Below are 22286 nucleotides of genomic sequence, written 5' to 3'. Positions count from 1 at the left end.
TCGTCATGGCCAAACCTGGATTTCGCCTCGCCTTGTTTGCCACCTTGCTGGCACTGATCGTGGTGCTGCTCGGCGCCTATACCCGACTGACCCACGCCGGCCTCGGCTGCCCGGACTGGCCGGGGTGCTACGGCTTCATCAGCGTGCCGAAAAGCGAAGCCCAGCTGGCCCATGCCGAGCTGCATTTTCCCGACACCCCGGTGGAAGCCCACAAGGGCTGGAACGAGATGATCCACCGCTATTTCGCCGGTACCCTGGGCCTGTTGATCGTATTGCTGGCGGCACGCTCCTGGACCCATCGGCATCATCCCGGGCAACCATTGAAGTTGCCGCTGTTCCTGCTGTCGGTGGTGTTCGCCCAGGCCTTGTTCGGCATGTGGACGGTGACCCTCAAGCTGTGGCCGCAGGTGGTCACCGCGCACCTGCTGGGCGGCTTCGCCACCCTGAGCCTGCTGTTTTTGCTGACGCTGCGCCTGTCCGGGGTGCTGCCGGCGCTGATCGTGCCGCGCCGCCTGCAGTACTGGGCCACGGCCGGGCTGGTGCTGGTGATCGGGCAGATCGCCCTGGGCGGCTGGGTCAGCTCCAACTACGCGGCGGTGGCCTGCATCGACCTGCCGACCTGCCACGGCCAGTGGTGGCCGGCGGCGGATTTCGCCAACGGTTTTCACTTGACCCAGCACATCGGCCCCAACTACCTGGGCGGGCAGCTCGACAGCGACGCCCGCACCGCCATCCACCTGACCCATCGCATCGGCGCGTTGCTGGTGACCCTGGTGTTGCTCGGCCTGGCCTGGCAACTCAAGCATGTGGGCATGACCCGCCTCGCCGGGTTGGTGCTGGTGGCGCTGGCGGCGCAGATCGGCCTCGGCATCAGCAATGTGCTGTTCCACCTGCCGCTGCCGGTGGCCGTGGCGCATAACGCGGGTGGCGCGGCGCTGCTGCTGACCCTGGTGCTGGTCAACTATCACGCCCGTACCAGCCTGGTCCGCGCCCGCTCGCACCTGCCGCTGGGCTGGCGCCTGAGCCCGCGCAAACACGCCGCCGGGCCCATCACTATTAAAGGAGAAATGCCATGGCGACTCTGATCGGCGAGCGTCACCGCCAGGCGATCTGGCGTGACTACCTGGAGCTGACCAAACCCAAGGTGGTGGTGCTGATGCTCATTACCTCGCTGGTGGGCATGTTCCTCGCCACCCGTGCCGGGGTGCCGTGGACGGTGCTGGTGTTCGGCAACCTGGGCATCGCCCTGTGCGCCGGTGCGGCGGCAGCGGTGAACCATGTGGTGGACCGGCGGATCGACGCGGTCATGGCGCGCACCCACAAACGGCCGCTGGCCGAAGGCCGGGTATCGCCGCCGGCGGCGCTGGGTTTCGCCCTGCTGCTGGCCATCGCCGGGCAAGCCTTGCTGCTGGCGTTCACCAACCCGCTGACTGCCTGGCTGACCCTGGCATCGCTGCTCGGTTATGCGGTGATCTACACCGGTTTCCTCAAGCGGGCGACCCCGCAGAACATCGTGATCGGCGGTCTGGCCGGGGCTGCGCCACCGCTGTTGGGCTGGGTCGCGGCCACCGGCCATGTGACGGCCGAACCGCTGCTGCTGGTGCTGATCATCTTCGCCTGGACCCCGCCGCACTTCTGGGCCCTGGCCATTCACCGCAAGGAGGAATACGCCAAGGCCGACATCCCGATGCTGCCGGTGACCCACGGCGAGCATTACACCAAGGTGCATATCCTGCTCTACACCTTCGCCCTGCTGGCGGTCAGTCTGCTGCCCTATGCGATCCACATGAGCGGCCTGCTCTACCTGATTTGCGCCCTGGGCCTGGGCGCGCGCTTTCTGCAATGGGCCTGGGTGCTGTACCGTGGCAGTCGGCCGCACGCGGCGATCAACACCTTCAAGTACTCTATTTATTACTTGTTCCTGCTGTTTATCGCGCTGCTCGTAGACCACTACCTATTGTTGAACCTATGACTCGAACTCAGAAAACCGTCTTTATTCTCGTGGCGCTGGTGGCCCTGGTGCTGGGGCTCACCGTCAACAAAGTGCTGACCGGCAAGAACCAGGGGGACCCGACCGCGCTGATCGACGCCGGGATCATCCTGCTGCCCCAGAGCCGCAACCTGCCGGATGTGAAGATGACCGACCAGGAAGGCCAGCCGGTGGTGCTCAATGAGCTCAAGGGCAAGTGGAGCCTGCTGTTCTTCGGCTATACCTTCTGCCCGGACATCTGCCCGACCACCCTCGCCCAGCTGCGCCAGATCAAGAGCGAGCTGCCCAAGGAGGCGGTGGACAACCTGCAGGTGGTGCTGGTCAGCGTCGACCCGAACCGCGATACGCCGCAGCAGCTGAAACAGTACCTGGGCTACTTCGACAAGGACTTCAAGGGCCTGACCGCGACCTCGGTGGCGGATGTGCAGAAGCTCGCCAATGCGGTGAGTATCCCGTTCATTCCGGCGGATACCAGCAAGCCCAACTACACCGTCGACCACAGCGGTAACCTCGCGGTGATCGGCCCGGACGGCACCCAGCGCGGCTTCATCCGCGCGCCGCTGAACAACCAGAAACTGGTGGCCCAGCTGCCGGTGATGTTGCAGCGCAAATAATCCGGGACGCCTGAGTCCTGTAGCCGCTGCCGCAGGCTGCGATAAGGTGCGGAGCACCTTCCGAGGCCCTCAAGAGCGCGTCTCCTGCGGAGCCGATCGCAGCCTGCGGCAGCGGCTACAGGGGGCGCGGTAGGCAACTGAAACGAAACGGGGCGCCTTGAGGCGCCCCGTTTGTGTTTCTGTAACCGATCAGAACGCCGGAACCACGGCGCCTTTGTACTTCTCGAGAATGAATTGCTTCACTTCGGGGCTGTGCAGGGCGGCAACCAGTTTCTTCATGGCGTCCGAATCCTTGTCGTCAGGACGGGCCACCAGGATGTTCACGTAAGGCGAGTCCTTGCCTTCGATCACCAGGGCGTCCTTGGACGGGTCCAGCTTGGCTTCCAGGGCGTAGTTGGTGTTGATCAGCGCCAGGTCGACCTGGGTCAGCACGCGCGGGATGGTCGCGGCTTCCAGCTCACGGAATTTCAGGTCCTTGCTGTTCTCGGTGATGTCTTTGACCGTGGACAGGATGTTGTTGGAGTCCTTGAGCTTGATCAGGCCGGCCTTGGCCAGCAGCAGCAAGGCACGGCCGCCGTTGGTGGCGTCGTTGGGGATCACCACGTTGGCGCCGCCTGGCAGTTCTTCGAGCTTCTTGAACTTGTTGGAGTAGGCGCCCAGCGGCTCCAGGTGCACGCCGGCGACGCTCACCAGGTGGGTGCCCTTGGCCTTGTTGAACTCATCCAGGTACGGCTGGTGCTGGAAGAAGTTGGCGTCCAGGCGCTTTTCGGCGACCTGCACGTTCGGCTGGATGTAGTCGGTGAAGACCTTGACCTTCAGGTCCACGCCTTCCTTGGCCAGCGCCGGCTTCACGAATTCGAGGATCTCGGCGTGAGGCACCGGAGTGGCGGCCACGGTCAGGGTGTCAGCGGCGTTCGCGGAAAACGCGGCAACGGCGGCGAAAGCGACGAGTAGTTTTTTCATCCAGCTAGCTCCTTGTGAGGCGCCCGGTGCCGGACGCCTGCCGGCCAGGGCCGACTTATTTTCGGGAAAAGTGCACCACCAGCTTGTCGCCGACGGTTTGCAGAACTTGAACCAGCACCAGCAACAGCACCACGGTGACCACCATCACATCGGTCTGGAAGCGCTGGTAACCGAAGCGGATCGCCAGGTCGCCGAGACCGCCCGCGCCTACCACGCCCGCCATGGCGGTGTAGGAAACAAGGGTAATCGCTGTCACGGTAATTGCCGCGAAAATACCCGGACGGGCTTCCGGCAGCAGGGCGTTGGTGATGATCTGTCGGGTGGTCGCGCCCATCGACTGGGTGGCTTCGATGATGCCGCGGTCCACTTCGCGCAGGGCGGTCTCCACCAGGCGGGCGAAGAACGGCGTGGCGCCGACCACCAGGGGCGGGATCGCGCCGGCGACACCCAGCGAGGTACCGGTGATCAGCACGGTGAACGGGATCATCACGATCAGCAGGATGATGAACGGCAGCGAACGCAGGATGTTCACCATCAGCGACAGCAGGGCGTAGAGGCTCTTCTGCTCCAGCAGTTGGCGCGGGCTGCAAAGGAACAGCAGCACACCCAGGGGCAGGCCCAGCAGCACGGTGAACAGCAACGAACCACCGAGCATCAGCAGGGTGTCGCCGGTGGCCAGCCAGATTTCGTACCAGTCGATATTGGCGAAGAAACTTGTCAGCAGTTCCATTAGCGCAGCACCTCCATATGAACGTCCGCCGCGGTGAAGTGGGCGAAGGCCGCCTCCATGTCACCGCCGGTGATAGCCAGGGTCAGTTGCCCGTAAGGGACGTCTTTGATGCGGTCGATGCGGCCGGCGAGGATGCTGTAGTCCACCCCGGTTTCGCGGGCCACGGTGCCCAGCAGCGGCGCGTAGGTGGCGTCGCCCTGGAAGGTCAGGCGCACGATGCGCCCCGGTACGTGGGCGAAGTCGTCGCGCTGTTCGCTTTCGTCGATCTGCTCGTCTTCCTGGACGAAACGCTTGGTGGTCGGGTGCTTGGGATGCAGGAACACCTCGGCCACCGAACCCTGCTCGACGATCACCCCGGCATCCATCACCGCCACCTGGTCGCAGACGCGACGGATCACGTCCATCTCATGGGTGATCAGCACGATGGTCAGGTTCAGTTCGCGGTTGATCTCAGCCAGCAGTTGCAGGACCGACGCGGTGGTCTGCGGGTCCAGGGCGCTGGTGGCTTCGTCGCACAGCAGGATCTTCGGCTTGGTCGCCAGGGCGCGCGCGATGCCGACGCGCTGCTTCTGCCCGCCGGACAGCTGGGCTGGGTACTTCTTGGCGTGATCGGACAGACCGACGCGGGCCAGCAGCTCGGCCACGCGCTGGTCGATCGCGCTGCGCGACAGTTCGCCGGCCAGGGTCAGCGGCAGCGCGACGTTGTCGGCCACGGTCTTGGAAGCCAGCAGGTTGAAGTGCTGGAAGATCATCCCGACCTGCTGGCGGAAGCGGCGCAGGCCGTTGGCGTCCAGGGCGGTGACTTCCTCGTCGTCGACGATGATCTTGCCGCCGCTGGGGTTTTCCAGGCGGTTGATCAGGCGCAGCAGGGTACTTTTGCCCGCGCCGGAATGGCCGATCAGGCCAAATACCTGGCCATTCTCGACCTTCAGAGTGGTCGGATGCAGGGCGGGAATATCCTTACCGGCGACCCGGTAGGTTTTATGGACGTTTTGAAACTCGATCACGTAGCGAACCTTGTGGGGCGCGTTAGAAAAGGATCAGCGGTTAGCCGGGCGCGCATTTTAGCCTGTCCGTATAGAGGTTCTTAGCATTTATTTTGTATTCATCCTTCGATTTGGCAATAACGCGATCAAAGGTTATGGCACCGGCTCTGGGAGCGGGAGCCCAAGGCGATTGCGGCGAGATGTTGTATAGGAGCACAGCTTGCGTGCGATGGGGGCGCCACGGTCATCTGTAGTACCGCGTTATCGTCCATCGCGGGCAAGTCGGATCGCCGCCCGCTTGCTCCTACAGCCGCGGGCTTGCGGGCGATGGGTTTATTGGGGCTTGCGCGGGCTCAGCACCATCTGTGCCGGGACGTGGCGCAGGATCTGCCGCTCGATCTGCAGGTCGAACTCACCGTCGAGCTTCTTCACCCGCTTGCTCAGCAGGGTCTTCAGCCAGGGGTAATCCTCGGTGCGTGGCGCCTGGATGCTCACGTCGCACTGGTAATTCACCACATCGGCGGCGATCGCATCGAGTTGCCGACGCAGTTGCTTGATATCGCTGAGGTTCAGCGCAATGGTGGTGCTCTCGGCGGCCGGGTCGATCAGCTTGGCTGGCGGCCGGGCTTCAGCGGCCTTGAGCGCGGCTTCGGCTTTTTCCAGCTCGGCTTTACGGGCCTGGGTGATGGCGCCATCGACGCCACCGGTCAGGGCCGGTGCCTTGGGCATCAGCGCGCGGGCGCGGCTCAGGGCTGTGGCGGCGGCGTTGACATCACCCTTTTGCAGCACGATCTGGCTGCGCTGCAGGTAGGCTTCGGCCAGCTGGCGCTGGTATTGCTCGAGCTGCGGGTCGTTGGGCGACTGGGCCTGCAAGGCGCTCAACTGGTCTTCGGCGGTGGCCAGTTCACTGCTGGCGATATTTTGCTGCAGCTGTGCGATGGCCGTGGCGCGGGCGTCGGGCACTTCAGCCGGCGGCGTGCTCTGGCAGGCGCCCAGCAGCAGGGAAAATGCGACAAGGAGCAGATAACGGGAGGCGAACGGCTTCATTCCTGCGACTCTCTAATTGCGCAAAAAGCGAGCAAGTCTACACCCCTCGACGGGGCAGGACAAAACTCAGCAGAAACAATGCGGCCGCCGTGACCACAATCGACGGCCCCGCGGGGGTGTCCTTGAACCAGGACAACGCCAGCCCGCCACAGACCGCGAGTATGCCCAGCAGGCTTGCACCCAGCGCCATCTGCTCCGGGGAACGGGCGTGACGTTGAGCCGCAGCCGCCGGGATGATCAGCAGCGAAGTGATCAGCAACACCCCGACGATCTTCATCGCCACCGCGATCACCACCGCGATCAACAGCATTAGCGCCAGGCGCAACGACGCCACCGGCAAGCCTTCGACCCTGGCGAGCTCCTCGTGCACGGTGATCGCCAGCAACGGCCGCCACAGGGCCACCAACAGCAGCAGGACCGCGGCGCTGCCGCCGAGAATCCACGCCAGGTCGCCGGGGCTGATCGCCAGCAGATCGCCGAACAGATAGGCCATCAGGTCGATCCGCACGTCATGCATGAAGCTTAGTACCACCAGCCCGAGGGAGAGCGTACTGGGGGCGAGAATCCCCAGCAGCGTATCGGAAGCCAGCGGCTGGCGTTGTTGCAGGGTGACCAGCAGCACCGCCAGCAACAGACAGCCGACGGTCACCGCCACCGCCGGGCTGACATCCAGCAGAAAGCCCAAGGCCACGCCGAGCAAGGCGGCGTGGGACAGGGTGTCGCCGAAATAGGCCATGCGCCGCCAGACCACGAACGATCCCAGGGGACCTGCCACCAGCGCTAGCGCCAGGCCTGCGAGCAGGGCGTAGAACAGAAAATCAGCCATGCTTGCAGCTATCTCCGTGAACATGAACGTGACCGGCCGCGGCCCCGGTGACGACCGAGCCGTGCAGATCGTGGGCGTGGTCGTGATGGTGGTGGTAGATCGCCAGGCTCGGCGCGTTCTGGCCGAACAGCTCGACGAAGGCCGGGTCGCCGCTGACCTGTTCCGGGTGGCCGGAGCAGCACACGTGGCGATTGAGGCAGACCACCTGATCGGTGGTGCTCATCACCAGGTGCAGGTCGTGGGAGACCATCAGCACGCCGCAGCCGTGGCGATCGCGCAAACGGGTGATCAGGCTGTACAGCTCGGCCTGGCCGGCGACGTCCACGCCTTGTACCGGCTCGTCCAGTACCAGCAGTTCCGGCTCGCGCAGCAGGGCGCGGGCCAGCAGCACACGCTGCATTTCGCCGCCGGAAATGCTCTGCACCGGGCTGTCGATCACCTGTTCGGCGCCGACTTCGTTCAGCGCGGCCAAGGCTGTCGCGCGGTCCACGCCGGGCACCAGGCGCAGGAAGCGCAGCACCGACAGCGGTAAGGTCGGATCGACGTGCAGCTTCTGCGGCATATAGCCAACCCGCAGCTTCGGCTTGCGCCAGACGCTGCCGCTGTCGGGCTTGAGCAGGCCGAGCACGGCGCGCACCAGGGTGGTCTTGCCGGCGCCGTTGGGGCCGATCAGGGTGACGATCTGCCCTGGTTCGACACTGAGCTGGATGTTGTCCAGCACGCTCTGCCCGGCAAAGGTCACCGCGACCTGGTCGAGGCGGATCAAGGCAGTGCTCATCAAGCCCCCTGGCAACCCGAGCAGAGGCCGACCACTTCAACGGTCTGGCCTTCGACGACAAAGCCGACATCGCGGGCGCTGCTGATGATCGCGTCGCTGATGGATTTTTGTTCAAGCTCGATGGCGGCGTGGCAGACGCGGCAGATCAGGAACTGGCCCTGGTGCGCGTGTTCCGGGTGGTTGCAGCCGACGAAGGCGTTGAGCGAGGCGATGCGGTGCACCAGGCCGTTTTCCAGGAGGAAATCCAGGGCGCGGTACACGGTTGGCGGCGCGGCGCGACGACCGTCCTGTTCGCTGAGCACGGCGAGGATGTCGTAGGCACCCAGTGGCTTGTGGCTTTGCCAGACCAGCTCCAGCACCCGCCGACGCAGGGCGGTCAGGCGCAGGCCTTGGCGCGCGCACAGGGCATCGGCCTCGGACAGCGCGCTGTGCACGCAGTGAGAGTGGTCGTGGGGGCGACTGGCGAGGGGGGTTTTAGGCATGAGCGGCGACGATAATTGTGAGAGACGTTATTATGTTACCCGTTCTCGCCTCTTCGAGTGGTCATCGTGTCCCGACTTTTTGCCCTTTTTGTCGCTTTTACCGCCAGTTTGTTCGTGATCAGCTCGGCCCAGGCCGAGGTCCGGGTCCTGACCAGCATCAAACCCCTGCAATTGATCGCCGCCGCCGTCCAGGATGGCATCGCCGTGCCCGAGGTTCTGCTGCCGCCGGGTGCCTCGCCGCACAACTATGCGCTGCGCCCTTCCGACGTGCGCAAAGTGCAGTCGGTGGAGTTACTGTACTGGATCGGCCCGGACATGGAGAGCTTCCTGCCGCGGGTGCTCAAGGGCCGCACGTTGCCATCGCTGGCGGTGCAGGACCTACCAGGCCTGAAACTCCGTCATTTCGCCGAAGATAACCACTCGCACGCTGAAGAAGCCGACGAACATGATCACGATCATCGTCCGGGCAGCCTCGATGCGCACTTGTGGCTGTCGCCGGTCAACGCGCGGGTCATCGCCGACCGCATGGCGGCCGACCTGAGCGCCGCGGACCCGGCCAACGCCGCGCGTTACCAGAGCAACGCCAAGGCTTTCGACGCACGCCTGGATGCCCTGGATGCCCGTTTGAAAACCCGCCTGGCGCCAATCGCCGGCAAGCCTTACTTCGTCTTCCACGAAGCCTTCGATTATTTCGAAGACGCTTATGGCCTCAAGCACGCGGGCGTGTTCAGCGTCGCGGCCGAGGTGCAGCCAGGCGTGCAGCATGTAGCGGCGATGCGCATGCGCTTGCAGGAAGTCGGCAAGACCTGTGTCTTCAGCGAGCCGCCATTACGCCCGCGCCTGGCCGAAACCCTGGTGGCGGGCTTGCCGGTGAAGCTGGCGGAGCTCGATGCGCTGGGCGGCTACACCCCGGCCTCCGCGCAGGGGTACGAGCAGGTGTTGGAGAAGCTGGGCAACGATCTGGCGGGTTGCCTGGAATCGTTGTAAAGGCGGTTGACGCTATCGCGGGCAAGCCTCGCTCCNGGGATCGTAGGTGCGAGGCTTGCCCGCGATGCTTTCAGATGGCGAACGGCAATGGCGTGCTGACCTGCTGGCGCTGGGCCAGGCGCAGCTGGAACTCCATCGGGTCGTGAATCAGCACGTCCTGTCCGGCGAAGGACTCGGCGGCGATCAGGCGTGACAGCCAGAAGCGCACGCAGGCCACCCGCAGCATGGTTGGCCACAGCTCGGCCTCGGCGGTGGTGAACGGGCGCAGGGTCGCGTAGGCGCCCAGCAGGGCCCGGGCGCGCGAGCCGTCGAGCAGGCCGTCGGCGTCGGAACACCAGTCGTTCAGGGCAATCGCCACGTCATACAGCATCGGCCCGGAGCAGGCGTTGTAGAAGTCGATCAGCCCGGTCAGGTGCGTGCCTTCGAACATCGCGTTGTCGCGGAACAGGTCGGCGTGGATATTGGCCCGTGGCAGCGCGAGGATCTTCACCTTCTGTTCGGCGATTTCATCCAGCGCCCGCTGCAGCAGATCCCGCGCCTGCGGATCGAGATGCGAGAGCATCTGCGAGCCTTCTTCCTGCATCCAGTCCAGGCCACGATCGGTCTTGCGCTTGATCATGTTGTCCTTGGTCGCCAGGTGCAGGTGAGCGAGCAGCTCGCCGACCTGCGCGCAATGCTGGGCATTGGCTTCCTTGATGTGCTTGCCGGCCAGGCGCGGCTGCAGCAGCGCCGGCTTGCCGGCCAACTCGCGCAGGGCCACGCCGTCGGTGGTGCGCAGGGCGTAAGGCACCGGCAGGTCGGCGTCGTGCAGCACGTCCAGCAGTTCGATGAAGAACGGCATTTCCTGGACCGGGCCGCGCTCGACCAGGGTCAGGACGAACTCGCCCTGTTCCAGGCTGATGAAGAAGTTGGTGTTTTCGCTACCAGCGGCAATCCCCTGGAAGTCAAGCAGGCGGCCGAGCCCGTAAGGGGCGAGAAAGGTTTCCAGCTCGGGCCGAGCCAGGGGAGTAAACACAGACATGGTTAAAAACTGCCAGTACGGGCGCCGCTGTCGAGCCAGCGCCGGTTGAAGTTAGGAGTGGTTTACCACTCGAAAATTTTCCACGCCGGAATCAGCATATCCGGCTGGTCCGAACGAATGAAGTTGCCATCGGAACCGTCGGCGCGCACCAGAAAGTAGGGTTTGCCAACCTTCGGCGTGACCTTGATGGCGTACAGGAAACCGTTCTGGCGGTACTCCTGGATGGTCTTGTCGCCTTCCGTGCGAATGGTCACTTCCGGATCCGCCGATGGCGCATCCTCCGCCGCAATCACGGCCATCGGCGCGATTGCAATCAGGCTGGCCAGCAGCAAGCGATTTAGTGTGCGCATGATAACCTTGTCCCTTTGTCGTCAACGGTCCCGCTATTCTAGCGCCGGACCCGCCGAAAAGGTTGATCCTGCTCATGAGCCAAGCCCCCCTCGTCCTGGTGGACGGTTCGTCCTACCTGTACCGCGCCTTCCACGCGCTGCCACCTTTGACCACTTCCAAAGGCATGCCGACCGGTGCGGTCAAGGGCGTGCTGAACATGCTCAAGAGTCTGCGCAAGCAGTACCCGGACAGTCCGTTCGCCGTGGTGTTCGACGCCAAGGGCGGGACCTTCCGCGATGACATGTACGCCCAGTACAAGGCCAATCGCCCGAGCATGCCCGACGACATGCGGGTGCAGATCGAGCCGTTGCACGCCAGCGTGATCGCCCTGGGCTTTCCGCTGCTGTGCGTCGAGGGCGTCGAGGCGGACGACGTGATCGGCACCCTGGCCCGCAGCAGCGCGGCGGCCGACCGGCCGGTGGTGATCTCCACTGGCGACAAGGACATGGCGCAGCTGGTGGATGGGCACATTACGCTGGTCAACACCATGTCCGGTAGCAGCATGGACGTGGAGGGCGTGAAGGAGAAATTCGGCGTCGCTCCCGAGCAGATCATCGATTACCTGGCGCTGATGGGCGACTCCTCCGACAACATTCCGGGTGTGCCGGGCATCGGCCCGAAGACCGCTTCCGGCCTGTTGGTGGGGGTCAACGGTGGCCTGAACGAGCTGTATGCCCAGCTCGATATCGTCCCGAGCCTGCCGATTCGCGGGGCCAAGACCCTGCCGGCCAAGCTCGAAGAGCACAAGGAGATGGCTTTCCTCTCCTATCAGTTGGCGACCATCAAGGTCGATGTGCCGCTGGATATCGGCCTGGACGACCTGCACCTGGGCGAACCGGACCGCGACAAACTGCTCGAGCTGTACAGCCTGCTGGAGTTCAAGAGCTGGCTCGACGAGCTGCAGCGCGATGCCAAGCGCCTGGAGCTGAGTGTCGCCGCCTCTGAGCCGGTGGCCGACTTGTTGACTCAGGTCGAGATCGAAGTGCCGGTGGTTGTCGAAGCGCAGTACGAAACCATCCTCGATCAGGCGCGTTTCGATATCTGGCTGGAGAAACTGAAGAACGCCAAGCTGTTCGCCTTCGATACCGAAACCACCGGTATCGACGCCCAGCAGGCGCAGCTTGTGGGGCTGTCCTTCGCCGTGCAGGCCAACGAAGCGGCTTATATTCCGCTGACCCACTCTTATATCGATGTGCCGGAGCAACTGGATCGCGACACCGTCCTGCGGGCCCTGAAGCCGATTTTCGAAGACCCGAACAAACTCAAGGTCGGCCAGCACGCCAAGTTCGACATGAACATCCTGGCCAACTGCGCCATCGGCGGCGATCAGGCCAACGGCATCACGGTGCGCGGGGTCGCCTTCGACACCATGCTCGAGTCCTATGTGCTCAATTCCACGGCTACCCGGCACGACATGGACAGCCTGGCGGAGAAATACCTGGGCCACACCACAGTGAGCTTCCAGGACATCGCCGGCAAGGGCGCCAAGCAGCTGACGTTCGACCAGATCGCCCTCGAGCAGGCCGGGCCTTATGCGGCGGAAGACGCCGATGTGACCCTGCGTCTGCATCAGGTCCTGCATGAAAAACTGGCTGCGATCCCGAGCCTGGCCAGCGTGCTCAGCGATATCGAAATGCCCGTGGTGCCGGTACTGGCGCGGATCGAGCGCCAGGGAGCGCTGGTGGATGCCGACCTGCTGCGTGTGCAGAGCATCGAACTCGGCGACAAGATGGTGGAACTGGAGCGTGAAGCCTTCGAGATCGCCGGCGAAGAGTTCAACCTCGGCTCGCCCAAGCAGCTGGGGGTGATTCTCTATGACAAGCTCGGCCTGCCGGTGCTGAAGAAAACCGCCAAAGGCCAGCCGTCCACTGCTGAAGAAGTGCTGGCCAAGCTGGCGGAGGACGACTACCCGCTGCCCAAGGTGCTGATGCAGTACCGCTCCATGAGCAAGCTCAAGAGCACCTACACCGACCGCTTGCCGGAGCAGATCAACCCGCGTACCGGGCGGATCCACACCTCCTACCATCAGGCGGTCGCGTCTACCGGGCGTTTGTCTTCCAGCGATCCGAACCTGCAGAACATCCCGGTGCGTACCGCCGAAGGCCGGCGTATCCGCCAGGCCTTTATCGCGCCGCCTGGCTACAAACTGCTGGCGGCTGACTATTCGCAGATCGAACTGCGGATCATGGCGCACCTGTCCCGCGACGAAGGGCTGCTGAATGCCTTCCGCAATAACCTCGACGTGCACACGGCAACCGCGGCCGAAGTATTCAAGGTCGAGCTCAAGGACGTCAGTTCCGATCAGCGCCGCAGCGCCAAGGCGATCAACTTCGGCCTGATCTACGGCATGGGCGCGCAGAAACTCGGCAAGGACATCGGCGTCGATACCAAGACCGCCAAGGCCTATATCGACACCTACTTCGCCCGCTATCCCGGCGTGCGCGAATACATGGATCGCACCCGCGCCCAGGCTGCGGAACAGGGTTATGTGGAAACCCTGTTCGGGCGCCGCCTGTACCTGCCGGAGATCAACTCCAACAAGCCGCAGGAACGCGCCGGCGCCGAACGTACGGCGATCAACGCGCCGATGCAGGGCACGGCGGCCGACATCATCAAAAAGGCCATGGTGGCGGTGGATAACTGGCTGGCGACCTCAGGCCTGGATGCCAAAGTCATCCTGCAGGTGCACGACGAACTGGTGCTGGAAGTGCGCGAAGACTTGGTGGACCAGGTAAGCGAGGAGATTCGCGGCTACATGAGCAAGGCCGCGACCCTGGATGTGCCGCTGCTGGTCGAGGTCGGGGTGGGCAGTAACTGGGATGAGGCGCACTGAGGCGAGAACGCAGCACTTTGGCCGCGGCATAGTGCCGCGGCGAAGGCTGGCGAAGAGCTATTAGTGCGGAAAATTTCATCGACTATTGCCAATAGTTTTTGAAACCTCCCGGAACTTAATCGGCGAAAGCCCACTCAGAGTATCTGAATGGCTGGTGAAGCCCTTCGATGCTCCTATGTTGTGTTAAGTGTTGGCAGATATCTGGACCCCGCCCTAGCGGTCCGGAACTTGGACCCCGAACTTCCCCTCCCCATACGAAGTCCGGGGTTTTTTTTTGCCCTAAAACTGCCTGTGGCGCGATCATGCTGCGTTAAAAGCGCGGCCCGAAATGCTCATTTACAGCCAGTAAACTCCGCTTTCGAGCCGCGCTTTTGCCTTGCCTGATCACTCCACAGACAGTTTTATCTATGTCTTTCAGACTTCGATTTCGGCGCCTTTGTCTGCCAGTTCCATCCAGCTCGCCAGTACAGTGTAGGCCTCTTCCAGGCCCATGCGTTTTGGCGCCGAGAACAGTTGGATGGTGACGTTGTCGCCCCAGCCTTTACGGATTTGCGACTGCACCTTGAGCAGGGTGTTCTTGGCCGCGCCGTAGGTCAGTTTGTCGGCCTTGGTCAGCAGGATATGCATCGGCATGCCGCTGGCGACGGCCCAGTCGAGCATCAGCAGGTCGAAGTCGGTCATCGGATGGCGGATGTCCATCATCAGAATCAACCCCTTCAGGCTCTCGCGGCTGCCCAGGTAGGCTTCCAAGTGACGCTGCCAGTGCTGCTTGAGCGGGATCGGTACTTTCGCGTAACCGTAGCCCGGCAGGTCGACCAGACGGCGATCGTCGTCTAGCTTGAAGAAGTTCAACAGCTGCGTGCGGCCCGGGGTTTTCGAGGTGCGTGCCAGGCTGGCATGGGTCAGGGTATTCAGGGCGCTGGATTTGCCGGCGTTGGAACGCCCGGCGAAGGCGACTTCGAAGCCTTCGTCGTCGGGGCATTGATCGACTTTGGCGGCGCTGAGCATGAAAGTGGACTGTTGGCACAGACCAAGAATGGGGTTTTTCAGTTGCATGGGATTTCCGATAGGGGCGGTGCCGAGAATGGACGCGGCGAGCGGTGTCGTTTCCGTTTCAGTAACGCCAGTATATAATGCCGCAGATTTTGTGTGCGCTTTGTCCCAGCGTAGGATGAAGTTCACGAGAGCGATAGACCTTGATTGCGCATTAGAACGCAGCACGCTCTCAACCCTGAAAAGGTCGTTTTATGACGAAATGGCTGCTGGCTGCCGGCGTCCTGATACCGCTTTACAGCGCTCAGGCTACACAGGATCCGGAAGCTGTGTACAACCGTGTTTGTGGGGCTTGTCATTCCGGCCAACTACCAACGGCTCCCCGCAAGGGGGACCAGGGAGCTTGGGCGCCGAGGCTGGCGCAAGGTATGGAGACGCTGGTGCAACACGTGACCCAGGGTTTCAAGGCGATGCCGCCGCGTGGTTTGTGCATGGACTGCAGTGCCGAGGATTACCGAGCCATCATCCTTTGGATGAGCGAGTGATCCCGGTCCATAACTCTTAACCCTTAGCCGTAGTTGGATTAGCTGATGAACAAATTACTCGTGAGTCTGCTGTTGACCTTGGGCATCACAGGTGTCGCCCATGCTGCAGGCGACGCTGCTGCCGGTCAGGCGAAAGCCGCCGTATGTGGTGCTTGCCATGGTCCGGATGGGAACAGCATGGCGCCTAACTTTCCAAAGCTGGCGGGTCAGGGTGAGCGTTACCTGAACAAGCAGTTGCACGACATCAAGTCCGGCAAGCGCCAGGTGCTGGAAATGACCGGCCTGCTGACCAACCTGAGCGATCAGGACCTGGCTGACCTCTCCGCCTACTTCGCCAGCCAGAAAGGCAGCGTCGGCGCGGCAGACCCGAAAGTCGTGGCTCGCGGTGAAGAATTGTTCCGTGGCGGCAAGCTGGATCAAGGCATGCCTTCCTGCACCGGTTGCCACTCGCCAAATGGCACGGGTAACGCCGCCGCCGGCTTCCCGCACCTGGGTGGCCAGCACGCTCAGTACGTAGCCAAGCAGTTGACCGACTTCCGCGAAGGCAACCGCACCAACGACGGCGACACCATGATCATGCGCAGCATCGCCGCCAAGCTGAGCAACAAGGACATCGAAGCAGTATCCAGCTACATCCAGGGCCTGCACTGAGGCCGGCGATCATGTTGCGAAAGGGTCTATCTTGCGCAACGTTAATGATCGATTAATCTGTCGATGAAAGCATAAAGGGTGGCTCAGGCCGCCCTTTTTTATGGCGTCTGCCGCTACACTAGCGAACTCAAGCCCCGCCATGACCTGTCTGCGAACAGGCCGCGCGAGGCGACCTTACTTGTTCAGGAGTAAAGCATGCGTAATCTGATTCTCAGCGCCGCTCTCGTCACTGCCAGCCTGTTTGGCATGACCGCTCAAGCCGCCGAACCCCTTGAAGCCGGTAAACAATACGTAGAGCTGAGCAGCGCCGTTCCGGTTGCGGTGCCTGGCAAGATCGAAGTGGTCGAGTTGTTCTGGTATGGCTGCCCACACTGCTACGCCTTCGAGCCGACCATCAACCCATGGGCTGAAAAACTGCCGGCCGACGTCAACTTCGTACGCATCCCGGCCATGTTCGGCGGTATCTGGAACGTTCACGGCCAACTGTTCATCACCCTGGAAGCCATGGGTGTCGAGCACAAGGTCCACAAAGCCGTATTCGAAGCCATCCATGGCGGCAAGAAACTCGCTTCCCCAGAGGAAATGGCCGAGTTCCTGGCCGGCGAAGGCGTCGACAAGGACAAGTTCCTGAGCACCTACAACTCGTTCGCCGTCAAAGGCAAGGTCGAGGACGCGAAGAAGAAGGCCCAGGCCTATCAGATCTCCGGCGTACCGACCATGGTCGTCAATGGCAAGTACCGCTTCGACCTGGGCACCGCCGGTGGTCCTGAAGGTGCCCTGAGCGTCGCCGACCAGCTGATCGCCAAAGAGCGGGCGGCCAAGTAAGCGAGCCCCTGCCATGCGACGTTGGGGTACGGAACGCATCGTTGGCCTGCATGACCCGCGGGTCAACGAGCACCATGTGGCGTCCTCCGGCCTGCCGGCAGACAGCCGTCTGCGGCTGCTCAGTTTCAATATCCAGGTCGGTATCAGTACCGAACGTTACCGGCATTACCTGACCCGTGGCTGGCAGCACCTGCTGCCGCACAACGGGCGCGCCGACAACCTGCAAAGGATCGGCGATCTGCTGGGCGACTTCGATCTGGTCGCCCTGCAGGAAGCCGATGGCGGCAGCCTGCGCTCGGGCTACGTCAATCAGGTCGAGCACCTGGCCCAGCTCGGCGCCTTCCCCTACTGGTACCAACAACTCAATCGCAACCTCGGTCGCCTGGCCCAGCACAGCAATGGTGTGCTCAGCCGCCTGCGACCCTGGGCGATCGAAGATCATCCGCTGCCAGGCCCCAAGGGGCGTGGTGCGATCCTTCTGCGCTTCGGCGATGGTCCCGAGGCGTTGGTGGTGGTGATGATGCACCTGGCCCTGGGCGCCCGTACGCGCACCCGGCAGCTGGCCTACATCCGCGAGATGATCGGCGGCTACAAGCATCAGGTGCTGATGGGCGACATGAACACCCATGCCAGCGATCTGCTGGAGCACTCGCCGTTGCGCGATCTCGGTCTGCTGGCGCCGCAATTGGAAGCGACGTTCCCCAGCTGGCGCCCGCAACGCTGTCTTGATCATATTTTGCTCAGCTCTAGCCTGACGCTGGAGCGGGTCGAAGTCCTGGCCCAACCGATTTCCGATCACCTGCCGGTCGCGGTAGAGATTCGTCTGCCGGGTTCGCTCACGGCCGATGCATTGCCCGCGCTGAGTCCTGCCCCTCGCGGAACCCATGAATGAGCGACGACGCCCAGCGCTGGAAAGAGAAATACCTCAAAAGTATCGAACAACAGGAAAAACTCGAGCGACGCTGGAATGCCCGCCTCGACCTGCTTCGCCGTGGCCTGGTGCGCAGCACGCTGGCGGCCGAAGGGACTGATCGCGCCGTCGACCAGTGCATGAAGGAAATGCGCGAGGTGGTGCGCACCGACGATATGGACGCGGCCTTGGCGGCCCTGTTGCCACGCCTGGAAAAAGCCGTGCTGGACTCCGAGCAGCGTCGCGAGACGCGCATCGAGCAAATGAGCACGGCCCTGACTTCGCTGGTCAGCCAGTTGCAGAAGCTGCCGTTGCCCCGCGAGGTGAGTCGGCCGCTGAAAAACTTCGCCAAGCAGCTGGATGGTCGCGTCGGCCAGGCCCGGGAAATCCCACTGTTGCTGGGCGAACTGAGCGGCCTGCAAGGCAAGGCGCTGAGCCAGTTGGAGAGCCCCCCGGAGCCGAGCCGCCCAGGTTTGCTGCAGCGCTTGTTTGGTGGTCGTGACGCTGACGAAGCGCCTGCGGCGTCCGCGGCTGAGACGCCTGCGGTGGTGGCAGCCCCCGCTATGGAGCAGCCGCTGGCAACGGCTGAAAGAGTTGACACGCCCCCGCCCCCGCCTCGGGTCGAAGTCGCGCCCGCACGGCCGTCCGAAACCCTGGAGCCGGTGCCCCCGCCTGTGGTCGAGAAGCCCGCTGCTGTCAGCCAGCCGCCCGAGCCACAGCCGCAAGCGCTGCCCGAGGTAACCACGGCAGTCCAGGTCGAGGCCTTTGTGCCGCCGGTGCTGGAGTCGGAGAAACCCATCGCCGTCGAGCCGGCACCGCCGATGCCGGATTCGCAGGAAGCGCCGCTGCCAGTTGTGCCTGGCCCCGTCGAAGCACCGCTGTCCGTGCAGCCGCCGACTGTCGAGGCTCCGGTTGTTCTTTCCAACCCGGACGAATTGATCGTTGCCGCACCCGCCGAGGCGACCCCGGCGCCAGTGCTGCTTGACCGCTTGCCATTGCCGGCGGCCATGGCCGAGGCGCTGGCGGCGGTCGATCCGCAGCAGGCCGAGCAGGATGTGCTGTACGCCCTGCCCGACTCGCCGGAGCCGTCCTACAGTTCGGTGGCCAAGCACATCGAACATACCCTGCTCGGCCTGCTGGACGACTTGAGCCTGCCCGAGCGTCACCGGCCGCAAGCCGAGTCCATGCGCGATCGCTTGCAACATGGATTGAACTGGTACGAATTGCTGCCGATCCTCGACGATCTGGCAGTGTTGATGCTGGCGATCACCGACAGTGGCCAGCATGAGTTCGAGGCTTATCTCAAGCAGCTCAACGAGCGCCTGGAATCCTTCCAGAGCAACCTGCAGGCCGCCAGCGAAGGCCATGCCGACAGCAGTTCCGCGGCGCGGGAGATGGACACGCAGATTCGCGAGCAGGTCGATGGTCTGCAAAGCAGCGTTCAGGAGGCGGCGGATCTGGACGACCTCAAGCAGGTCCTGGAAAGCCACCTGGAAGGCCTGCTCGGCACCATGGACCATCACCAGAAGCAGCGTGACGAGCGCGAGAAGGAAGTGGCCGCGCGCCTGCAGAGCCTGGCCGAGCGGGTGTCGAGCATGGAGCAGGAAGCCCAGGGCTACCGCGAGCACCTGGAAGAACAGCGGCAGAAAGCGTTGATCGACCCCCTCACCGGCCTGCCCAATCGCGCGGCCTGGAGCGAGCGCCTGGAGCATGAAGTGGCGCAGTGGCAGCAGCACGGCAACACCTTGTTGCTGGCGATGCTCGACCTCGACCACTTCAAGCGCATCAACGACAACTACGGTCACCTGGCCGGCGACAAGGTGCTGAAGATCATCGCAGGCGTACTGCGCAAGCGCCTGCGCGGCAGTGATTTCATTGCCCGTTTCGGCGGTGAAGAGTTCGTCCTGCTGATACCCAATACTTCATGGCCGGTCGGGGCGCGCCTGGCGGAAACCTTGCGGGCGGCCATCGAAGCCTGTCCGTTCCACTTCAAGGGCGAGCGCGTGACCATCACCATGTCCATCGGCATGAGTGCCTTCAAGCCGGGAGAACGCAGCGATCTGGTGCTCAAAAGAGCCGATCAGGCGCTCTATCGGGCGAAGGAGGCGGGGCGCAACCGGGTGGAACTGGGTTGACGCATAATTTGTTCCATTTTGTATAAAGCGGTGTTTTTGCCGGTTTTCCGCAAAGGCAGTACGTTACACTGTTGCATTATTTTCTCCAGCGTACTGCCTTCCACCATGAAAGTTCTTGTCCTCGCCTTGTCCCTTCTGTTGCTGGCCGGTTGCGCCAGCGGTCCGCGTTTCGATACCAGTCACCCTTCGGTCAACTTCGATGAGCGGGTGCAATTCGTGGTGGTGCATTACACCTCGGCCTCGATGGAGCGTTCCCTGCAACTGCTGACCCATGGCCAGGTCAGCAGCCACTACCTGATCGGCGACGACAAGGCGGCGACCATCTACAAGCTGGTGGACGAGCAGTACCGCGCCTGGCACGCCGGCGAGAGCCAGTGGCAAGGCCGTACCTGGCTGAACTCCAGCTCCATCGGGATCGAGATCGTCAACCCGGGCTTTCGCGACCTGCCCACCGGACGTGTCTGGTACCCCTACAGCGAAGCGCAGGTCCAGAGCCTGATCGTGCTGCTCAAGGACATCAGCAAGCGCAACAACATCGCGCCACAACACATCATCGGCCACAGCGATATCGCCCCCCTGCGCAAGCTCGACCCGGGCCCGCTGTTCCCCTGGAAGCGTCTGGCCGAAGCCGGGTTGGGCCGGTGGCCGAACGCCCAGGCGGTGGCGCGCCAGGAGGTGTTCTTTGCCGCACAGTTGCCGAGCATCGCCTGGTTCCAGCAAGGCCTGGCGCGTCTTGGTTATGAGACGCCGCAGACCGGCGAGCTGGATGTGGCGACCCGTCACGTGCTGGCCGCGTTCCAGATGCATTACCGGCCGTCGCGTTTCGACGGCCAGCCGGACGCGCAAAGCGCTGCGATCCTGCAGGTTCTCAACCAGACAAAATAATGACGCCCGCCCGACGGTCAGGGCTTTTTCTCAATCAGTAGCTATAACTCATTGGTAACCCTCGGATATCCAATGATGCTGGCCGCCCGCGAACCCCTGCGCAGTTGGTTCTATCGCCCCTGGCTGTTGGCGACGTGCGCGGCTGTATTGAGTGCGGCCTTGCTGCTGGCGGCGAGCCTGGGCATTGCGATGCATGAGGCGCAATTGCGCGAAAGCGAGCAGATGAATGCCCAGGGCCAGCGCTTTCTCGAGCGCCTGGAGCAACTGTTCGGCCAGCTGCGCGAAGGCCTGGACGTGCTCGAGGCGCAGCCCCTGCGCGAATGCAGCCCCGAGATGGTCGCGACCCTGCAGCAGATCAGTTTCAGTTATCGCTTCATTTATGAAGCGGCCTACATCGATGCTGCCCAGGCCTGCACCAACTGGCCACGCCAGGACAACCTGGCCGTGATGCGGCCGCCGGATATCAGCGGCCCGACCTACAACTACTGGCTGAACACCTCCACCGAACCCAACGAAAACCGCGCGGCGCTGATGCTCGGGCGGGGCAACTTTCGCGTGGCAACGTCTCGCGGGCATCTGACCGATATGGTCGATCTGCCCGCCAACAGCAGCCTGATGGTGGTTCTCGACCATGGCTTGCGGGCCATCCCGGTGCTGGGGCCGGCGCTGGAATGGCCGCCGACCGAGCCGTGGCCGCCCGCGGGGCGCAGCCCGTTGCTGGTGACCCAGGACCAGTTGATCTACCGGATGCCCACCCGCAATCCGGAGTATCAGCTGGTACTCGTCACCCCCCGCACCAACATGCAGCGAGAAATGTTCGAGGGGTGGTGGTGGCTGCTGCCCAGCAGCCTGGCATTGGCGATCTTCATCGGCGGCCTGGCCTTTCAACTGGCCGGGCAGCGCCAGTCCCTGGGCGCCGAATTGCAAGGGGCGCTGCGCCGTGGCGAGCTACAGGTGCTGTATCAGCCCATCTTCGATCTACGAACGCGCCAGTGTGTCGGCGCCGAGGCTCTGCTGCGCTGGCGCCGTCCGGACGGCACCCTGACCAGTCCGGAGCTGTTCATTCCCATGGCGGAGAACACCGGGCAGATCCGCCCCATCACCGATTTTGTCCTGCAACGCCTGCTCGAGCAGTTGGGGCATCTGTTGCGGGCCAACCCGCAGCTGTACATCTCGGTCAACCTGGCGGCCTGCGATGTCATGGTGCCGCGGATCGGCAAGGTGATGGCGCGCCTGCTGGCGCTGCATCGGGTGGCGGCGCGGCAGATCGCCTTCGAAGTCACCGAGCGCGGGCTGATTGATGTGGTGGTCGCCCGGCATAACCTGCAAGCCTTGCGGGACGTTGGCCATCAGGTGCTGATCGACGACTTCGGCACGGGGTATTGCAGCCTGGCCTACCTGCAGACCCTGCCGGTGGATTACCTGAAGATCGACAAGGCATTCATCGATGCCCTGGGGCATGACGCCGCCAGCAGCGGCGTCGCCCCGCACATCATTCGCATGGCCCATGCCCTGGAGCTCAAGGTGATTGCCGAGGGCATCGAATTCGAGGATCAGGCGTTGCTGCTGAGCAGCGAGGGCGTGCGTTTTGGCCAGGGCTGGCTGTTTGCCCATGCACTGAGCGCAGTGCAGTTCATCGACCTGATTACCCGCGGACGCCGCCTGGGCCCGCGGCGTCTGGACGACGAGGTCTAG

The 22286-nt window shown here is 63.4% G+C and carries 22 protein-coding genes; 12 read left to right on the top strand and 10 right to left on the bottom strand.

The genetic code is table 11. From position 1 onward, the window contains the following. The first annotated feature begins 5 nt into the window (after positions 1-5). The 3 genes from PVZ80_RS04140 to PVZ80_RS04130 are packed head-to-tail and all read left to right on the top strand — an operon-like array spanning position 6 to position 2604. Positions 6-1085, top strand: a complete 1080-nt coding sequence (locus PVZ80_RS04140; protein ID WP_007924313.1) for a COX15/CtaA family protein — start codon at positions 6-8, stop codon at positions 1083-1085. Beyond that, on the top strand, positions 1073-1972 hold the full coding sequence (gene cyoE / locus PVZ80_RS04135) for a heme o synthase (protein WP_009046269.1): 900 nt from the start codon (positions 1073-1075) through the stop codon (positions 1970-1972). The genes PVZ80_RS04140 and cyoE overlap by 13 nt, the downstream gene beginning before the upstream one ends. Next, positions 1969-2604: an SCO family protein gene (locus tag PVZ80_RS04130; RefSeq protein WP_009041520.1), complete on the top strand. Its 636-nt coding sequence runs from the start codon at positions 1969-1971 to the stop codon at positions 2602-2604. The genes cyoE and PVZ80_RS04130 overlap by 4 nt, the downstream gene beginning before the upstream one ends. A gap of 189 nt (positions 2605-2793) precedes the next feature. On the opposite strand, the gene PVZ80_RS04125 is transcribed toward PVZ80_RS04130, so the two are convergent. The 7 genes from PVZ80_RS04125 to zur all read right to left on the bottom strand — a co-directional run bounded on the left by PVZ80_RS04125 (position 2794) and on the right by zur (position 8416). Continuing rightward, positions 2794-3567: a MetQ/NlpA family ABC transporter substrate-binding protein gene (locus PVZ80_RS04125; RefSeq protein WP_009046270.1), complete on the bottom strand. Its 774-nt coding sequence runs from the start codon at positions 3565-3567 to the stop codon at positions 2794-2796. Between the two features lie 55 nt (positions 3568-3622). Beyond that, positions 3623-4297, bottom strand: a complete 675-nt coding sequence (locus PVZ80_RS04120; RefSeq protein WP_009046271.1) for a methionine ABC transporter permease — start codon at positions 4295-4297, stop codon at positions 3623-3625. Then, entirely contained in the window at positions 4297-5304 is a 1008-nt protein-coding gene (locus PVZ80_RS04115; RefSeq protein ID WP_016703914.1) for a methionine ABC transporter ATP-binding protein, read from the bottom strand. The genes PVZ80_RS04120 and PVZ80_RS04115 overlap by 1 nt, the downstream gene beginning before the upstream one ends. A gap of 312 nt (positions 5305-5616) precedes the next feature. Then, on the bottom strand, positions 5617-6330 hold the full coding sequence (locus PVZ80_RS04110) for a PA5502 family lipoprotein (protein ID WP_009046273.1): 714 nt from the start codon (positions 6328-6330) through the stop codon (positions 5617-5619). A gap of 37 nt (positions 6331-6367) precedes the next feature. Beyond that, entirely contained in the window at positions 6368-7156 is a 789-nt protein-coding gene (gene znuB, locus PVZ80_RS04105; RefSeq protein ID WP_009046274.1) for a zinc ABC transporter permease subunit ZnuB, read from the bottom strand. Next, on the bottom strand, positions 7149-7934 hold the full coding sequence (gene znuC / locus PVZ80_RS04100) for a zinc ABC transporter ATP-binding protein ZnuC (RefSeq protein WP_009046275.1): 786 nt from the start codon (positions 7932-7934) through the stop codon (positions 7149-7151). Before znuC ends, znuB begins: the two co-directional genes overlap by 8 nt. Continuing rightward, entirely contained in the window at positions 7934-8416 is a 483-nt protein-coding gene (gene zur, locus PVZ80_RS04095) for a zinc uptake transcriptional repressor Zur (protein ID WP_007924301.1), read from the bottom strand. The genes znuC and zur overlap by 1 nt, the downstream gene beginning before the upstream one ends. A gap of 57 nt (positions 8417-8473) precedes the next feature. Here zur and PVZ80_RS04090 point away from each other — a divergent pair, with 57 nt between their 5' ends. Next, positions 8474-9403, top strand: coding sequence for a zinc ABC transporter substrate-binding protein (locus tag PVZ80_RS04090; RefSeq protein WP_016703913.1), 930 nt, complete (start codon positions 8474-8476; stop codon positions 9401-9403). 70 nt (positions 9404-9473) lie between these two features. Here PVZ80_RS04090 and PVZ80_RS04085 read toward each other — a convergent pair whose 3' ends face one another. Beyond that, positions 9474-10424, bottom strand: coding sequence for a homoserine kinase (locus PVZ80_RS04085; protein WP_028683571.1), 951 nt, complete (start codon positions 10422-10424; stop codon positions 9474-9476). 62 nt (positions 10425-10486) lie between these two features. After that, on the bottom strand, positions 10487-10774 hold the full coding sequence (locus PVZ80_RS04080; RefSeq protein ID WP_007924295.1) for a DUF2782 domain-containing protein: 288 nt from the start codon (positions 10772-10774) through the stop codon (positions 10487-10489). Between the two features lie 74 nt (positions 10775-10848). Between PVZ80_RS04080 and polA the strand changes: the two genes are divergently transcribed. Then, positions 10849-13647, top strand: coding sequence for a DNA polymerase I (gene polA, locus PVZ80_RS04075; RefSeq protein ID WP_053267948.1), 2799 nt, complete (start codon positions 10849-10851; stop codon positions 13645-13647). 414 nt (positions 13648-14061) lie between these two features. Here the strand turns inward: polA and yihA are convergent, their stop codons facing one another. Continuing rightward, positions 14062-14703 (bottom strand): ribosome biogenesis GTP-binding protein YihA/YsxC, encoded by a 642-nt coding sequence (yihA, locus tag PVZ80_RS04070; protein ID WP_009046280.1) that lies wholly within the window; start codon positions 14701-14703, stop codon positions 14062-14064. A 191-nt stretch (positions 14704-14894) separates the two neighbouring features. Here yihA and PVZ80_RS04065 point away from each other — a divergent pair, with 191 nt between their 5' ends. From PVZ80_RS04065 to PVZ80_RS04035, 7 genes are all read left to right on the top strand, one after another. Beyond that, the gene (locus PVZ80_RS04065) at positions 14895-15185 is read left to right on the top strand and encodes a c-type cytochrome (protein WP_009041528.1); all 291 of its coding nucleotides are present in this window, start codon (positions 14895-14897) and stop codon (positions 15183-15185) included. Between the two features lie 45 nt (positions 15186-15230). Continuing rightward, on the top strand, positions 15231-15836 hold the full coding sequence (locus tag PVZ80_RS04060; RefSeq protein ID WP_009041529.1) for a c-type cytochrome: 606 nt from the start codon (positions 15231-15233) through the stop codon (positions 15834-15836). A gap of 195 nt (positions 15837-16031) precedes the next feature. Next, on the top strand, positions 16032-16661 hold the full coding sequence (locus PVZ80_RS04055) for a thiol:disulfide interchange protein DsbA/DsbL (protein WP_009041530.1): 630 nt from the start codon (positions 16032-16034) through the stop codon (positions 16659-16661). A gap of 13 nt (positions 16662-16674) precedes the next feature. Beyond that, the gene (locus PVZ80_RS04050) at positions 16675-17553 is read left to right on the top strand and encodes an endonuclease/exonuclease/phosphatase family protein (protein ID WP_009046282.1); all 879 of its coding nucleotides are present in this window, start codon (positions 16675-16677) and stop codon (positions 17551-17553) included. Then, complete coding sequence (locus tag PVZ80_RS04045) at positions 17550-19706, top strand: GGDEF domain-containing protein (protein ID WP_028683570.1); 2157 nt, start codon at positions 17550-17552, stop codon at positions 19704-19706. The genes PVZ80_RS04050 and PVZ80_RS04045 overlap by 4 nt, the downstream gene beginning before the upstream one ends. A 105-nt stretch (positions 19707-19811) precedes the next feature. Further along, positions 19812-20591, top strand: a complete 780-nt coding sequence (locus tag PVZ80_RS04040) for an N-acetylmuramoyl-L-alanine amidase (RefSeq protein ID WP_273863453.1) — start codon at positions 19812-19814, stop codon at positions 20589-20591. Positions 20592-20663: 72 nt separating this feature from the next. Continuing rightward, entirely contained in the window at positions 20664-22286 is a 1623-nt protein-coding gene (locus PVZ80_RS04035; protein ID WP_016703907.1) for an EAL domain-containing protein, read from the top strand.

Origin of the sequence: Pseudomonas sp. B3G-3 (genome assembly GCF_028640915.1) — a bacterium.
In the GTDB taxonomy this organism is placed as follows: domain Bacteria; phylum Pseudomonadota; class Gammaproteobacteria; order Pseudomonadales; family Pseudomonadaceae; genus Aquipseudomonas; species Aquipseudomonas chlororaphis_I.
The sequence above is the reverse complement of the archived record's forward strand: the minus strand, read 5'-3'. Positions and strand labels throughout refer to the sequence as shown.

Bases quoted from the DNA above. Each gene is read 5' to 3' on its own strand.
- PVZ80_RS04035 (WP_016703907.1), top strand. From the start codon at position 20,664: ATGATGCTGGCCGCCCGCGAACCCCTGCGCAGTTGGTTCTATCGCCCC.
- PVZ80_RS04130 (WP_009041520.1), top strand. From the start codon at position 1,969: ATGACTCGAACTCAGAAAACCGTCTTTATTCTCGTGGCGCTGGTGGCC.
- PVZ80_RS04045 (WP_028683570.1), top strand. From the start codon at position 17,550: ATGAGCGACGACGCCCAGCGCTGGAAAGAGAAATACCTCAAAAGTATC.
- yihA (WP_009046280.1), bottom strand. From the start codon at position 14,703: ATGCAACTGAAAAACCCCATTCTTGGTCTGTGCCAACAGTCCACTTTC.
- PVZ80_RS04120 (WP_009046271.1), bottom strand. From the start codon at position 4,297: ATGGAACTGCTGACAAGTTTCTTCGCCAATATCGACTGGTACGAAATC.
- znuC (WP_009046275.1), bottom strand. From the start codon at position 7,934: ATGAGCACTGCCTTGATCCGCCTCGACCAGGTCGCGGTGACCTTTGCC.
- PVZ80_RS04040 (WP_273863453.1), top strand. From the start codon at position 19,812: ATGAAAGTTCTTGTCCTCGCCTTGTCCCTTCTGTTGCTGGCCGGTTGC.
- polA (WP_053267948.1), top strand. From the start codon at position 10,849: ATGAGCCAAGCCCCCCTCGTCCTGGTGGACGGTTCGTCCTACCTGTAC.
- zur (WP_007924301.1), bottom strand. From the start codon at position 8,416: ATGCCTAAAACCCCCCTCGCCAGTCGCCCCCACGACCACTCTCACTGC.
- znuB (WP_009046274.1), bottom strand. From the start codon at position 7,156: ATGGCTGATTTTCTGTTCTACGCCCTGCTCGCAGGCCTGGCGCTAGCG.
- PVZ80_RS04050 (WP_009046282.1), top strand. From the start codon at position 16,675: ATGCGACGTTGGGGTACGGAACGCATCGTTGGCCTGCATGACCCGCGG.
- cyoE (WP_009046269.1), top strand. From the start codon at position 1,073: ATGGCGACTCTGATCGGCGAGCGTCACCGCCAGGCGATCTGGCGTGAC.
- PVZ80_RS04085 (WP_028683571.1), bottom strand. From the start codon at position 10,424: ATGTCTGTGTTTACTCCCCTGGCTCGGCCCGAGCTGGAAACCTTTCTC.
- PVZ80_RS04140 (WP_007924313.1), top strand. From the start codon at position 6: ATGGCCAAACCTGGATTTCGCCTCGCCTTGTTTGCCACCTTGCTGGCA.
- PVZ80_RS04055 (WP_009041530.1), top strand. From the start codon at position 16,032: ATGCGTAATCTGATTCTCAGCGCCGCTCTCGTCACTGCCAGCCTGTTT.
- PVZ80_RS04125 (WP_009046270.1), bottom strand. From the start codon at position 3,567: ATGAAAAAACTACTCGTCGCTTTCGCCGCCGTTGCCGCGTTTTCCGCG.
- PVZ80_RS04060 (WP_009041529.1), top strand. From the start codon at position 15,231: ATGAACAAATTACTCGTGAGTCTGCTGTTGACCTTGGGCATCACAGGT.
- PVZ80_RS04065 (WP_009041528.1), top strand. From the start codon at position 14,895: ATGACGAAATGGCTGCTGGCTGCCGGCGTCCTGATACCGCTTTACAGC.
- PVZ80_RS04080 (WP_007924295.1), bottom strand. From the start codon at position 10,774: ATGCGCACACTAAATCGCTTGCTGCTGGCCAGCCTGATTGCAATCGCG.
- PVZ80_RS04110 (WP_009046273.1), bottom strand. From the start codon at position 6,330: ATGAAGCCGTTCGCCTCCCGTTATCTGCTCCTTGTCGCATTTTCCCTG.